This is a genomic window from Spirillospora sp. NPDC047279, from assembly GCF_040643285.1.
In the GTDB taxonomy this organism is placed as follows: Bacteria; Actinomycetota; Actinomycetes; order Streptosporangiales; family Streptosporangiaceae; genus Spirillospora.
Window position 1 is genome coordinate 94,040 of the sequence record NZ_JBEYUA010000006.1, and the last position, 13,442, is coordinate 107,481.

The 13,442-nt window shown below is 73.0% G+C and carries 11 protein-coding genes; 5 read left to right on the forward strand and 6 right to left on the reverse strand.

What is annotated here, in order from left to right:
- Positions 1-161 precede the first annotated feature (161 nt).
- A complete protein-coding gene (locus tag ABZ810_RS16705) occupies positions 162-953 on the forward strand; it encodes an enoyl-CoA hydratase (protein WP_358403786.1) in 792 nt (263 codons plus the stop codon).
- A gap of 38 nt (positions 954-991) precedes the next feature.
- Here ABZ810_RS16705 and ABZ810_RS16710 read toward each other — a convergent pair whose 3' ends face one another.
- From ABZ810_RS16710 to ABZ810_RS16725, 4 genes are all read right to left on the reverse strand, one after another.
- Positions 992-1,771, reverse strand: coding sequence for a PaaI family thioesterase (locus tag ABZ810_RS16710; RefSeq protein WP_358403787.1), 780 nt, complete (start codon positions 1,769-1,771; stop codon positions 992-994).
- A 22-nt stretch (positions 1,772-1,793) separates the two neighbouring features.
- Complete coding sequence (locus ABZ810_RS16715; protein ID WP_358403789.1) at positions 1,794-2,711, reverse strand: LLM class flavin-dependent oxidoreductase; 918 nt, start codon at positions 2,709-2,711, stop codon at positions 1,794-1,796.
- Positions 2,708-3,886, reverse strand: coding sequence for an amidohydrolase family protein (locus ABZ810_RS16720; RefSeq protein WP_358403790.1), 1,179 nt, complete (start codon positions 3,884-3,886; stop codon positions 2,708-2,710). The genes ABZ810_RS16715 and ABZ810_RS16720 overlap by 4 nt, the downstream gene beginning before the upstream one ends.
- 131 nt (positions 3,887-4,017) lie before the next feature.
- The gene (locus tag ABZ810_RS16725; protein ID WP_358403792.1) at positions 4,018-4,917 is read right to left on the reverse strand and encodes an acyl-CoA thioesterase domain-containing protein; all 900 of its coding nucleotides are present in this window, start codon (positions 4,915-4,917) and stop codon (positions 4,018-4,020) included.
- Positions 4,918-5,051: 134 nt separating this feature from the next.
- Here ABZ810_RS16725 and ABZ810_RS16730 point away from each other — a divergent pair, with 134 nt between their 5' ends.
- Genes ABZ810_RS16730 through ABZ810_RS16745 form a run of 4 tightly spaced genes read left to right on the forward strand, consistent with a single transcriptional unit; the run spans position 5,052 to position 9,798 of the window.
- A complete protein-coding gene (locus ABZ810_RS16730; RefSeq protein ID WP_358403793.1) occupies positions 5,052-5,987 on the forward strand; it encodes a hypothetical protein in 936 nt (311 codons plus the stop codon).
- Positions 5,988-6,016: 29 nt separating this feature from the next.
- Positions 6,017-7,576, forward strand: coding sequence for an AMP-binding protein (locus ABZ810_RS16735; RefSeq protein WP_358403795.1), 1,560 nt, complete (start codon positions 6,017-6,019; stop codon positions 7,574-7,576).
- Positions 7,577-7,597: 21 nt separating this feature from the next.
- The gene (locus tag ABZ810_RS16740) at positions 7,598-8,641 is read left to right on the forward strand and encodes an acyl-CoA dehydrogenase family protein (RefSeq protein ID WP_358403796.1); all 1,044 of its coding nucleotides are present in this window, start codon (positions 7,598-7,600) and stop codon (positions 8,639-8,641) included.
- Positions 8,626-9,798 (forward strand): acyl-CoA dehydrogenase family protein, encoded by a 1,173-nt coding sequence (locus tag ABZ810_RS16745; RefSeq protein ID WP_358403798.1) that lies wholly within the window; start codon positions 8,626-8,628, stop codon positions 9,796-9,798. Before ABZ810_RS16740 ends, ABZ810_RS16745 begins: the two co-directional genes overlap by 16 nt.
- Before the next feature lie 69 nt (positions 9,799-9,867).
- On the opposite strand, the gene ABZ810_RS16750 is transcribed toward ABZ810_RS16745, so the two are convergent.
- Positions 9,868-10,566, reverse strand: a complete 699-nt coding sequence (locus tag ABZ810_RS16750) for an ATP-binding cassette domain-containing protein (protein WP_358403799.1) — start codon at positions 10,564-10,566, stop codon at positions 9,868-9,870.
- Positions 10,567-10,571: 5 nt separating this feature from the next.
- On the reverse strand, positions 10,572-13,439 hold the full coding sequence (locus tag ABZ810_RS16755) for a branched-chain amino acid ABC transporter permease/ATP-binding protein (RefSeq protein WP_358403801.1): 2,868 nt from the start codon (positions 13,437-13,439) through the stop codon (positions 10,572-10,574).
- Positions 13,440-13,442: the final 3 nt, after the last annotated feature.

Below are 13,442 nucleotides of genomic sequence, written 5' to 3' on the forward strand. Positions count from 1 at the left end.
GCTGACCCTCAGCGGAAGGGCCGGCGTCGGTTCCGTCCTGTCGGCGGCGCCCTGCCTTGACAGGGGTTCGAGCGATGGCCGATATTTGATTTCGACGTCATAATTGGGTCATCGCCGGTCCGGCCCGCACGGCTCCTGCGCCCGCAGACAAGGAGAACCCGATGGACCAGATTCTGTACGAGGTCAAGGAGCGGGTCGCGGTCATCACGCTGAACCGCCCGGAGGCCGCCAACGCCCAGACCATGGACCTGCTGGACGACCTCGACGCCGCCTGGAGCCGTGCCGCCGCCGACGACGAGGTGCGGGTCATCGTGCTGAAGGCCAACGGCAGGCACTTCTCCGCCGGGCACGACCTCAAGGCCGGCGGACCGGCTCCGGAGAAGCTCACCCTGGAGTTCATCTACGGCATCGAGACCCGCAAGTACCTGGACTACTCGCTGCGCTGGCGGAACGTGCCCAAGCCGTCGATCGCCGCCGTCCAGGGCAAGTGCATCGCCGGCGGGCTCATGCTCTGCTGGCCCTGCGACCTGATCGTGGCGGCCGAGAACGCGCAGTTCTCCGACCCCGTCGTGCACATGGGCATCGGCGGGGTCGAGTACCACGGGCACACCTGGGAGCTCGGCCCGCGCAAGGCCAAGGAGATCCTGTTCACCGGCCGGCCCGTCACCGCCGACGAGGCGGAGAAGGTCGGCATGGTCAACCACGTCGTGCCCCTGGAGAACCTGGACACCGCCACGATGGAGCTGGCCGAGCAGATCTCGCGGATGCACCCGTTCGCGCTGCGGCAGGCCAAGCGCGCCGTCAACCAGACCCTGGACGTGCAGGGCTTCTACGCGGCCGTCCAGTCGGTGTTCGACGTCCACCAGACCGGCCACGGCAACGCCCTCAGCGACGGCGGCTTCCCGGTGCTCATGCGGCTCGAGGGAATGAAGGACAAGCTCAGGACACAGTGAAGGGCTCCAGCGCGGCCGTCCCGCGGGCGGCCGCCGCGCTATGTGCGGTGAGCTCCGGAGAAGGTCCTCGCGGTGGCGATGCCGGTGAGGCGGTCGGTGCCGGAGTCGCGGAGCTCCACCTGGGCGAGACCGTCGCGCAGGCGGGCGGTGGCGACGACGGGCCCCACCCGTGCCGGCTGGAGGTAGCGCAGGCCGAGCGAGCACAGGCTGTCTCCAGGGGCGAGTGACAGCACGGCCTCCTCGGCGACGAGGGCGATGAGCCCGCCGTTGACGGTGCCCGAGGCGTTCAGCCCGTTCTCGGACCGGGGCAGGACGGCCACACCGCAGCGGCGGCGCCGGCAGCCAGCCCGCTCGGCGAAGGGCTCGGCCAGCCTTTCCTTCCGCGCCGGGAGTTCGACGCCGAGGGCGGGCGGGAGCGTGAGGCCGGGGTCGGGCGCCGTCATGAAGGACGCGTTCGCGATCGCCAGCGGGCGGCCCCCGGCCGAGGTGAACGCGACGCCCGCGACGAAGACCGAGCGGCCGACCTTGACGACCTCGGCGATCCCCTCCACGGTTCCGTCCGCGGGAGCCGGACGGTACAGCTGCACGTCGAGTTCCAGCGTGACCGGCACCCGGGGCGCCATGACCTGGGTGGCCAGCAGACCGGTCAGGATGTCGGCCCAGGTGGCCAGGATGGACGTGCGCAGGTGCGGAGCGCCGGGCACGTGCATCGCGGGGAGGACCTCGGCCGTGCCGTGCAGGCCTTCACCGGCCCTTCTGGTGGCGAAGCCGAGCTCTTCGATCAACGATGCCGGCGGTTCGCCGCGATCGGTCACCATCCCGCGTCCCTTCGTCGTGAGGTCATGCGATCGCCGGGAGGACCTGCTCGGCGAAGAGCCGGATCGTCTCGGGCGTGCCGAAGTCGTGGAACTGGCACACGAACAGCTCGGCCCCTGCCTCGCGTTCGCGCGACAGCGCCTCGGCGACCTCGTCGGGGGTGCCGGCGATGACGCCGCCCCACGCTCCGAACCGGCGGTGGGCGGTCGCGACGACCTCGTCGCGCACGGACGAGGAGGCGGCCAGGCCGATCGGGTGCTGGACCGAGATCCGCGCCGCCCCGGCCCGCGGGCGAAGCTCGGCGAGCCGGTCCGCGGCGCCCGAGGGGCAGTTCCACCAGTCGGCCAGCTCGGCGACCAGGGGCATCGTCAGCCGGGGACCCGCGCCGCCGATGTGGATCGGCACCCGGCCGGCGACGGGCCGGGGACGGCAGATCGCGTCCCTGAGCGTCCAGTGGTCGCCGTCGAAGTCGACCGGCTCGCCGGTCCAGAGCCGGCGCAGCACGTCGATGGTCTCGGCGAGCCGCCCGGCGCGTTTCCGGGGGCCGGGATCGGTGAGCCCGTAGTCGGTGAGCTCCCTGGCGACCGACCCCCAGCCCAGGCCGAGCTCCAGCCGCCCGCCGGAGAGCACGTCGAGGCTGGCGGCCATCTTGGCCAGCAGCGCCGGATGGCGGAACTCGGCGGCGAGCACGAGATGCCCGACGCGCAGGCGTTCGGTGCGCATGGCCACCGCCGTGGCGACCGTCCACGCGTCGAGGATGTCGAGACCGCGGTCGGCGGGAGGCGCGAGATGGTCGATGAACCAGGCGCTGTGGAACCCGGCCTCCTCGGCGACCCGGACGCGCCGTTCGATGGTGGCGAAGTCCATCCGGACCTGCGGCAGGTAGAGCCCCGCGGAGGCCCGTCGCCGCGCGGCGGCGGGCCCTGCGTGCGGCCGGGTCACCCGGGGATCAGGCGGCCGAGGTTACCGCCCATGATCTTGGCCTTGTCCTCGCCGGTGAGGCCGGCGAGGTCGTCGACGTAGGTGATCGGGTCGGCCTTGCCCTCGGGGTGCGGGAAGTCCGAGCCGAACAGCACCCGGTCGATCCCGAGCAGGTCGGCCAGCGCGGCCATGTCGTCCTCGATGAACGGGCTCACGTGGATGAGCCGGCGCATCTGCTCCACCGGGTCCTCCTGGAAGCCGTGCGGCATCTTCTTGTAGGTGACCGCCAGCTTCTCCAGCAGCGGTCCCACCCAGGACGACCCCGTCTCGATGGTCGCGATCTTCAGGTCGGGGAAGCGGGACAGGCAGCCGTGGCAGATCAGCGACGCCACCGTGTCCTCGATGGCCCGCCACTGCCCGATCTCGCGGAACGGCTGCAGCGTGAACGGCAGGTACTCGCGCTGCTTGCCCTCCCAGTCCGCGGTGTGGCGCTGGTAGCCGCTGTCGGAGGAGTGGAAGGCCACCAGCGTGCCGCTCTCCTCGACCAGCCTCCAGAACGGGTCGAACTCCGGCAGCGCGAACGACCGGGGCCCGCGCGGGCCGAACGCGGGCGCCGGGCGGACCAGGACGACGCGGGCGCCGCGTTCGAGGCACCACTCCAGTTCCCTGACCGCCTCCTCGACGATCGGGAGCGTGATCACCGGCGCGGTGAAGATGCGGTCCCGGTAGTTGAACGACCAGACCTCGTCCAGCCACTGGTTGAGCGCGTGGACCGCGGCGTGGGCGAGTTCCGGGTCGTCCCGCATGCGCTCTTCGAGAAGGCTGGCCAGCGTCGGGAACATCAGGGCGCGCGCGATGCCCTGCTCGTTCATGAGTTCCAGCCTCGGGCCGGGCTCCCGGAACGCGGGGACCGACTCGATCGCCTTCCCGACGATCTCCCGGTACGACTTGCCCTCGGGGTTCCCGTTCTTGAAGTAGTCCTCCTGCGCGCCGGGGCGGGCCACCCGGTCGAACGTCGGATTGGGGATGTAGTCGCTGATCTGCCCCTGGATCGCGATCTTCGTCCGGCCCCGCACCTGCACGTACTCGATGGCGCCCTGGTATTCCTTCGGCAGGTGCCGGGTGAAGGCGTCCGCGGTCTCGTACAGGTGGTTGTCCGCGTCGAACAGCGGAAACGGCAGCTCGCGTGACGGCATGAGAGTCACCCTTTCGGATCGGAGTGTTCGCCCCGGCCGCGGGCGGCCTCGGGCCCGCGGCCGCCGCCCGCCCGGCGCCGGGCGGCTCGCCCGGCAGCGTATATCGATGTCGATGTCAAAATCAATGTAGGTCAGAGAAGCATGTCCGCGGCCCCGGGCCGGTGGACGAGGGGCCGGATCATGCCGTGCACGCCGGTGGACGCGACCAGCCGTCCCGACCGGCTGTAGACGCGCCCCTCGCTCTGGGCGGACCCGCGCCCGGTGTAGACGACCTGGGTGGCGTAGAGCAGCCACTCGGTGACGTCGACCTCGTCGTGGAAGGCGATCGTGGCCTTGGAGATGCCCGTGGAGATCGTCTTGTGCGCCATCGCCTCGCTGTAGCCGGCGTGCGGGCGCAGCGCGGCCGCGATCGTCCAGTGCGTGACCGACTGCGTCATCAGCGCGGCGTGCAGGCGGGCGGCCGGTGGCGCCTCGGCGAAGCGGATCCACACGAACATCTCCGGCGGGCCGACGTGCGCCGGATCCCAGTCGTAGGCGTCGCCGACGACACGAAGCTCCCGGCCCCCCACCCGCATGCCGGGCTGCTCGAAGGGAGGCACCTCCTCCGGCGCGGGAACGTCGGGCATCGGCGCGGTGTGGCCGATCAGGCCGTCGGCGTCGGCGCCCATGAGGATCAGTCCCGCGCAGCGGACCTTGCCGTCCTGCGTCACCCGGGCCTGGACGGTGGAGTAGGTGCGGCCCCGGTGCGGCACGTCCAGGTCAATGGTGATCCCCGCGTCGTGGCGGGCGGCCCGCGAGAAGACCATCGACGCCGACGCGACCCGCTGGTCGGGGATCTCCTTGGACGCCGCCACGACGGCGTCCGCGAGAAGCTGCCCCGCCTCCACCACCGCCCGATCGGCGGTTCCGTGGGCGGGGGCCGTGTACCGGCCCGGCCCGTCCGGCTGGACGTCCATCAGCCGGAGCAGTTCGTCCTGATCCCACGGCCTGGCCGGTGTGTCCGCGGCCGTCCGGTGCTCGCCAGTCCCCATCGTTCCCACTCCCAGCCGACTCGGTCTCCACGGACCCGCCCCCCTCCGGTGGCGGCGCCCGTGCTTCACATCGTGATGATTATATTGACAACGACGTCGAAATTGGGTTTGCTCGGCGAACGAGAGGAGGCGCCGTGCCGGACCGTGTTGCGGAGATCCTGCGCTTCGTCGACGGCTGGGGCCGGCGCGTGTACCGGGTGCGGTGGTCGCTCAGGGACACGATCACCTATGCCCTCGCCACCGGGGCCGACGCCCGCAACGACCGCGCGCTCGTGTGGGAGGCGGCGCCCGGCTTCGCGGCGCTGCCCACGTTCGCGACGCGCTTCGCGCATGACGCCCTCACCGATCTCGCCGCCGGAACGTTCCCGGCGGGCCTCCCCTCCTTCGCCCGCGCGACCCGCGTTCGCCTCCTCCGGCCGCTCCTCCCCGAGTGCGATGACGCGCGGGCGTCGGCCACCCTCGGCGTCAAGGAGCGGTCCCCCGGACGGCTCGTGCTCACGCTCGACGTCGAGACGCGCGTGGCCGGCGAGCCGATCGCGCGCTCATCGCTCGACGTGCACTTCCGGATCGCCGGGGGGATCGCCGGGGAGAAGGGAGCGGAGCGACGACCACCGGCGGCGGCCACCGGCACGGAGAGCGGCGGGCGCGGCGGCGGCCGGACGGTCACGGTGAGCGAGAACGTCCGCCCCTACCAGGCCGCGGTCTTCCGCACCCTCCTGGGACTGACCGCCGACGGCCGCGTCCAGGACGCCATGCACATCGACCCGGTCAGCGCACGCGAACTCGGGTTGTCCGCGCCCGCCCTTCCCGGCGAGGTCACCTTGGGCATCGTCGCCAGGCGGGCCGCGGCCAGTCTCCACCACGGCGCCGGAATCCGCGCTCTCGTCGAGGCCGAGATGTCGTATCTGAGCCCGGTGTCCGACCGGGACCGGCTTCTCATCGAGTTCGACGCAGCCCGGGACGGTTCGGTGCGCGCGCGGGTCACCAACGAGAAGGGCCGTGTCGCGGTACGTGGAACGCTGCGCTTCCAGACCGGCGGCACGCCCTCCGATGACGGGGAGGCGTCGTGAAACCGCGCTTCGAAGGTTCGCTTCCGCCCTTGGCCGAGCGCACCGTCGTGCATGTGCTCCGGGAGCAGGCCGAGCGGCACCCCGACCGGCCCGCGCTCGCGGGGCCCGGGGTCGAACTGGCCTACGGCCCGCTGCTGTCCGAGGCGGCGGGTCTCGCCGGAGGCCTGCGCGCCTACGGCATCGATCCAGGCGACCGTGTCCTGCTGATGCTCGACAACCACGTGGACGCCGTCCTCGCGTGGCTGGCCGTCACCTGCGCGGGCGCGGTCGAGGTCCCGGTCAACACCGCGTTCGACGGCGGTTTCCTCGACCACGTCGTGCACGACAGCGGGGTCGTCGCGGCGATCACCGAACCCCACTACCTCGACCGCCTCGCCGCCGCCGACGGCGGGCGGCTGCGCGGCCGCGTCATCACGCGCCACCCGGCGGCGTCGGGCCTCGGCCGGTTCGAGGTCCCCGAGGGCGAGCCCGTGGTCGCGGACGCCCGCCCCTGGGACATCGCGGCGGTCTTCTACACCTCCGGGACGACCGGGGCCAGCAAGGGCGTGCTCGTCCCGCACGCCCAGGCCTACGGCTACGCGAGCCCGGTGTACATCGGAGCGGTCGAGCCGGACGACACCAGCTACGTCGCGATGCCGTTGTTCCATGTGGGCGGTCAGCTGTGGGGCGTCTACAACGCGCTGATCGTGGGTGCGCGCGCGTACGTCTCGCCGCGGTTCTCGGCGTCGGGGTTCTGGGAGGACATCGCCCGGAGCGGCTCGACGTTCGCCGTGCTGACCGGCGCCATGGCACGTTTCCTGGAGGCTCGGCCGCCCGGTCCGCAGGAGCGGGCGAGCGGCCTGCGCAAGGTGTGCCTGGCGCCGGTGCCGGCGGACGTCGACGCGTTCTGCTCGCGGTTCGGGGTCGCCTACTGCGCCGGGTACGGCAGCACCGAGGCCGGCACGCCGCTCGCCGCCCCGCAGGGCGTGTCGGGCGCCGGCGGGCTGGGATGGGTGCGCCCCGGGTTCGACGCGCTGGTCGTGGACGAGCACGACCGGCCGGTGCCGGACGGGCGGATCGGCGAGCTGGTCATCCGCCCGCACGAGCCGTGGACGATGTTCCAGGGCTACGTCGGACGGCCGGAGGCCACGGCGGCGGCGTGGCGGAACTCCTACTTCCACACCGGGGACGCCGTCCGCAGGACGCCGGACGGCGAGTTCTTCCTCGTCGACCGCATCCGTGACAACATCCGCCGCCGCGGCGAGAACATCTCCTCGCTGGAGGTCGAGGCCGCGGCGAACACCCACGGGCAGGTCACCGAGACCGCGGCGGTCGGGGTGCCCAGCGAGCACAGCGAGGAGGAGGTCCTGCTGCTGGCGGTCCCCCACCCCGAGGGGCCGCCCCATCCCGAGGACCTGTTCCGGTACCTGGCGGAACGCCTGCCCTACTTCGCCGTCCCCCGCTTCATCGCCTTCGTCCCCGAACTGCCGAGGTCGGCGTCCAACAAGATCACGAAAGGGCCGCTGCGCGCGGCGGGCGTCCCGGCCGACGCGTGGGACGCGGAACTGAACGGCGTGCGCGCCACGCGGCGCGGCGTCGTCCCCGCATGACACGACGAGGATGGGTGCAGCTTGGATGTCGGCCTGAACGACGAGCAACGCCAGCTCGTCGGCTCCTTCACCGCCCTGTTCGGCGACGCCTCCCCTCCGTCCAGGGTCCGGGCGGCCGAGCCTCTCGGATTCGACCCCGGCCTGTGGGACGCGGTGCGGTCCGCCGGGATCGTGACCATGGCCGTCGCCGAGGCGGCCGGCGGCTGGGGCGGCACGCCCCTCGATCTGGCACTGGTCGCCGAGGTGCAGGGACGTTTCGTCGCTCCCGTGCCGATCGTCGAGGCGCAGGTCGCCGCGCGGCTGCTCGCCCGGCTCGGCACGCCGCGCGCCCGGTCGGCGCTCGCCGCGGCGCTGGCGGGTGAACGGACCGTGACCGTCGCTTTCCACCGGGTCCGCGACGGTGTGGCCACGCTGGTCCCGGCCGGTGCGGTGGCCGATGACGCGCTGGTGATGGACGGGGATCGGCTGCTGCTCCTCCGGTCCGCCGGCGACCGCGACCCGATCGAGAACCTCGGCTCGCTCCCCCTCGCCGACCTGGCGCCGGCCCCGGACGGCGAGATCCTCGCCGCGGGCCCGGACGCCGAGGCCGCGTTCGAGACGGCCCTGGACGAGTTCCTCCTGCTCACGGCCGCCGCCCAGGTCGGCATCGCGGCCCGCGCGGTCGAGATCGGCGTCGCCTACGTCAAGGAACGCCGGGCGTTCGGCGTTCCGATCGGTTCCTTCCAGGCCGTCGCCCATTCGCTCGCCGACTCGGCCACCGCCGTGGACGGCGCCCGCCTGCTCGTCTACGAGGCCGCCTGGGCGTGCGACGAGGAGCCGGAACGTCGCGCCGAGCTGGCGGCCATGGCCTTCGCGTTCGCGACCGAGACGGCGCGCGACGCCACGTACCGGAGCCTGCACTTCCACGGGGGCTACGGCTTCACCGACGAGTACGACGTCCAGCTCTACTACCGGCGCGCCCGCGCGTGGGCCGCCGTCTGCCTGGAGCCGCGCGCCGCCTACCGCAGGGCGGCCGACCGGCGCTACGGCACCGCACCGTTGGAGGGGCAGTGGACTTCCGTCTAGGGAAACAGGCCGAGTCGCTGCGCGCGGAGGTCAGGGCGTTCCTCGACCAGCACCTGACCGACGAACTGGTCGAACGGTGCCATCGCACCGGTGTCGCCCACGACGCCGGCTTCGTCCGCGCCATGCACGAGGCGGGGCTGCTCGCGCTGGGCTGGCCCGAGGAGTGGGGCGGGCGGCCGTGCGACGCGCTCGGCTTCTGCGTCCTGGAGGAGGAGCTGAGCAGGGCGGAGGCCCCGTACTACGGGGTCAGCACGACGCACATGGTGGCGCGGACCGTCCTGCGGTGCGGGAACGACCGGCAGCGTGCCGAGATCATCCCGCCGGCGGTGCGCGGGGAGATCGTCATCGTGCTGGGGTTCACCGAGCCCGAGTGCGGTTCCGATCTGGCCGCCGCGCGGACCCGCGCCGTGCGCGACGGCGACCACTGGGTGGTCAACGGCTCGAAGATGTTCACGACCAACGCGCACGTCGGCGACCATGTCCTCCTGCTGGCGCGTACCGATACCTCGTCCAAGCACGAGGGCCTGACCACGTTCCTGATGCCCCTCGGCCAGCCCGGCATCGAGGTCCAGGAGGTGCGCACCGTCTCCGGCGAACGGACGAACATCACCTACTACCGCGACGCGCGCGTCCATGACGACTGGCGGATCGGCGAGGTGGGCGGCGGCTGGCGCGTGCTGGGCGAGGCGCTCCAGGAGGAGCACTCGACCGGCTTCGGCGCCTCGATGGTGCGCCTGCTGGAAGCCGCGGAGGGCTGGGCGCGCTCGGCGCCCGGACGCCCGGCGCCGGGAGGCGCGGTCCGCCCGCGCATCGACGACCCGGACGTGCGGGAACGTCTCGGCCGGTGCGCCACCGAGGCCGAGGTCTCCCTGCTGCTCCAGCGGCGAGCCGCGGCGATGGCGCGCCAGGGCGTCGCCCCGCCGGCGGAGGGACCGATGTCCAAGCTCTTCAGCTCCGAGGCGCTCACCCGCGCGGCGGAGGACCTGTTCGACCTCCTCGGCCCGGACGCCCTGCGCAGCCGCCTGTCGCCCGCCGCGCCCGAGGGCGGGCGGGTCGAGCACGCGATGCGGTTCTCCCTCGGCACGACGATCTACGGCGGGACGAGCGAGATCCAGCGGAGCATCATCGCCCGCCGGGGGCTCGGACTCCCCCGCTAGCACGCACGACGCGGCGCCCACCGCGAACACCGGCGGCCGCCCTCGGGGGGTGGCCGCCGGTGCCTGGTCTCAGCCGGCCGGTTCGCCGGCGCCGGTCCCCAGGTAGGCCGACCGCAGCACGCCGGACGACGCGAGCAGTTCGTCTCCGGTGCCCGACATCGACAGCCGACCCCGTCCCAGCACGTATCCGCGGTCGCTGACCGACAACACCTGCGTGGCGTGCTGCTCGACGATGAGCACCGCCGTGCCCGCGTCGGCCGCCGCGCGGAGCCGTTCGAGCAGCCGCGTCACGATGAGCGGGGCGAGCCCCAGCGACAGCTCGTCGACCAGCAGCAGGTCGGGCTTGGCCGCCAGGCTGCGGGCCAGGGCGAGCATCCGCTGCTCGCCCCCCGAGAGCAGGCCGCCGGGGCGCTTGAGGAGCGGTTCCAGCTCCGGGAAGAGCGCGAGCGCGTCCGCGACGCTGCCGGACCCGAGCTTCAGGTTGGCCAGCGTGCTCAGCCGGCTGAAGACCGCCCCCTGCTCGCTGATGTAGGAGATGCCCTGCCGCGCCCGCTGGTGCAGGGCGCCGCGCAGCGGCGCGTCCCGGAAGAGGATCCGCCCGGACGTCGGCGCCAGCACCCCGGCGAGGGCGAGCAGCGTGGTGGTCTTGCCGGCCCCGTTGGGGCCCAGCAGGGCCACGACCTCGCCCTTGTCGATGTGCAGGTCGAGATCGCGGATGACGTCGACGCCGGAGTAACCGGCGGACACTCCTTCGACTGTCAGCAGCATGGGTCTCACGCCCTCCCCGGCTCCGGCCGCGCGAGCTCGCCCGGCACCCCCGAGCCGCTCGTCTCGTGGCCGGAGCCGAGATAGGCCTCGACCACCGCGGGATCCCGCAGGATCGCGCCCGGCTCGCCTTCGGCGATCAGCCGTCCGAAGTTGAGGACGGCGATGCGGTCCGCGCAGGTCTGCACGAACGCCATGTCGTGCTCGACGACCAGGACGGCGATGCCCAGGGTGCCGGCGAGCCGCCGGACCAGGCGGGCCAATTCGGCGGTCTCCTCCTCGCCCAGGCCCGCCGCGGGCTCGTCCAGGAGCAGCACGGCCGGATCGGACGCCACGGCCCGCGCGATGGCCAGCAGGCGGCGCCGCCCGTGCGGCAGCTCGTCGGGGAGCCGCTCCAGGTCGCCCGCGAGCCCGAACTCCTGGACGGCGGCCTCACCGGCGGCGGTCAGGCCGGGCATGCGCGGGCGGACCAGGTCGGTGACGTACCGCAGCGGCGGGGCGGCCGAGGTGACCAGGAGGTTCTCGAGCACCGTCAGGTCCTCGAAGAGCTCCAGGGACTGGAACGAACGGACCAGCCCGGCACGGGCCCGGCGCGCGGCACCCCAGTCCTCCAGGGCCTGGTCGCCGAGCCGGATCCGGCCGCCGCGTTCCGGCTTCACGAAGCCGGTCAGGGCGTCGATGACGGTCGTCTTCCCTGCGCCGTTGGGCCCGATCAGCGCCACCACCTCGCCCGGCTCCACGCGCAGGTTCACCTCGTCGACGGCGCGGACCCGTCCGAAGCGCACGCTCAGCCCGGTGACCTCCAGGGCGCGGCCGTTCGGCGGACGTTTCGGCCGCGACCCGTTGCCACCGTCCCCGGGAAGGGGCGCGGGGACCGGGGCGCGGACGGCCTCGGGAGCGGATTCGGGAGCGGCCTCGGCGGCGGGGGCGGGCGGGGTCGTGCCGCGCCGTCCGCTCCCCCAGCGTTCGCGGACCATCGTGACGGCCCTGACCTGCTCGAAGGCCATCCCGCTGGGGTTGGCGAGGATGATCAGCAGCAACATCGCACCGGAGACGATCTCCAGCACGTTGGTGCCGAGCCCGAAGGAGTGCAGGATCTGGCCGCCCAGGCCGCCGGGCGCGAACGAGCCGCCGCCCAGCGCGCCGATCACGTAGCCGATCCCGCCGATGACGGTGTAGACGACCAGCTGCACCGACGAGAACGGCGAGAACTCGGTCAGCACCAGGTTCTGCTGCCGGAACGCCAGGAAGACGCCGCCGAGGGCGGCCAGCGCGGCGCCGAGCCCGAACGCGTACACCTTGATCGCCGCGCTGTTGATCCCGAGCGCGGCGGCCGCCCGCTCGTTGCTGCGCAGCGCGATCAGCCGCAGGCCGCTCCCGCCGCGCCGGACGTTCGCCACGGCGACGCACACCGCGACGAGCACCGCGAGCGTGACGAAGGCGAGCCGCCGTGGATGCTCGAAGCCGTCCATGGGCCAGCCGAAGACGTTCAGCCCGCCGATGTCGATGCCTTCCAGCCCCCCGGTGAGCGCCGGGTTCTGAAGGATCAGCTGGGACAGCACGACCGACAGGCCGAAGGTCAGCAGCGCCAGGTTGACGCCCCGGGTGCGCAGCGCGGGCACCGCGACGAGCACCCCGACCACGGTCGTGATGACCACGGCGGCGATCAGGGCCGGCACGAACGGCCATGACTGCGCCTGCATCAGCTTGCCGGCGATCCACGCGCCGGTGCCCGCCAGCCCCATCTGCGCCAGCGAGATCTGCCCGGTGAGCCCGGTGACCACCACCAGCGACAGGCAGATCATCGCGGCCGCCAGGCTGACCTGGATCGAGGCCGCCCACGCGGCGGGCACGACGGAGATCACCACGATGGTCACCGCCAGCGCGACCAGCAGGCCCGGCCAGGAGATCCGGCCCGAGCCCAGCACCGGCAACCGGTCCAGCAGTTCCCCCCGGACCGGCAGGTTGCGGCCCGCGACGAACAGCACGACGACGATCATGAGGAACGCCGCCGAGTGCGACACCGACTGGGCGGTGAAGGTGCCCAGCAGCAGCCGGTCGTCGGAGACGAAGGGCGCCAGCGGGCCCTCGTCCACGATGTAGCGTCCCAGCAGGGTCTCGACCACGCCGATGACCAGTGCCGCCGCCAGCGTGCGCCAGAACGAGACGAACCGGCCGACCAGGGCCGCCGCCAGCGAGCGCAGCACGATCAGGGCGAGCGCCTCGACGCTGAGGAACAGGATCGGCGCGACCAGGATGCCGGCCAGCGAGGCCAGCAGGGCGCCGAGCACCCAGTTCGCCGTGGCGACCCTGTCGGGCGACTTGCCGAGCGCCGCCGCGGCGACCGGGTTCTCCGCGATCGCCTCGGTCGTGCGCCCGAACGGCGTCCAGCGGAACAGCGCGACCAGGCCCAGGGTGAGCACCGCCGCGATGGCGATGACCCAGAACCGGTCCTCGCCGATCCCCGCGTCCGCGCCGAACAGATGGTGCGTGTCGTGCGGGAGCGGGGAGACCACGAGGTCCTGCCCGCGTCCCCACAGCTGGTAGCCGATCCCGACCAGGAGGGCGAACACTCCCAGGGTCGCGACCAGCCGCACCAGCGCCGACGCCCGGCGCAGGTACTTCATCAGCAGCAGGTGCGTGGCGGCCCCCAGCACCGCGGGCACGCCCAGGGCGAGCAGCCAGGCGACCGGCTGCGGCAGGTCCAGGTCTGCGGCGACACGGTAGAAGAGGAAGGCGCCGATCATGCTGTAGGCGCCCTGCGCGAAGTTCACCACGCCGCTGCCGCGGTAGATCAGTACCAGGCCCTGCGCGGTGAGGGCGTAGACCGCCCCCACCGACAGGCCGAGGATGAGGAAGGTGAACAGGTCGTTCATGGG

Excerpts from the sequence above, each read along its gene's own strand:
- ABZ810_RS16705 (WP_358403786.1), top strand. The coding sequence starts at position 162 with ATGGACCAGATTCTGTACGAGGTCAAGGAGCGGGTCGCGGTCATCACG.
- ABZ810_RS16710 (WP_358403787.1), bottom strand. The coding sequence starts at position 1,771 with ATGGTGACCGATCGCGGCGAACCGCCGGCATCGTTGATCGAAGAGCTC.
- ABZ810_RS16720 (WP_358403790.1), bottom strand. The coding sequence starts at position 3,886 with ATGCCGTCACGCGAGCTGCCGTTTCCGCTGTTCGACGCGGACAACCAC.
- ABZ810_RS16725 (WP_358403792.1), bottom strand. The coding sequence starts at position 4,917 with ATGGGGACTGGCGAGCACCGGACGGCCGCGGACACACCGGCCAGGCCG.
- ABZ810_RS16750 (WP_358403799.1), bottom strand. The coding sequence starts at position 10,566 with ATGCTGCTGACAGTCGAAGGAGTGTCCGCCGGTTACTCCGGCGTCGAC.
- ABZ810_RS16755 (WP_358403801.1), bottom strand. The coding sequence starts at position 13,439 with ATGAACGACCTGTTCACCTTCCTCATCCTCGGCCTGTCGGTGGGGGCG.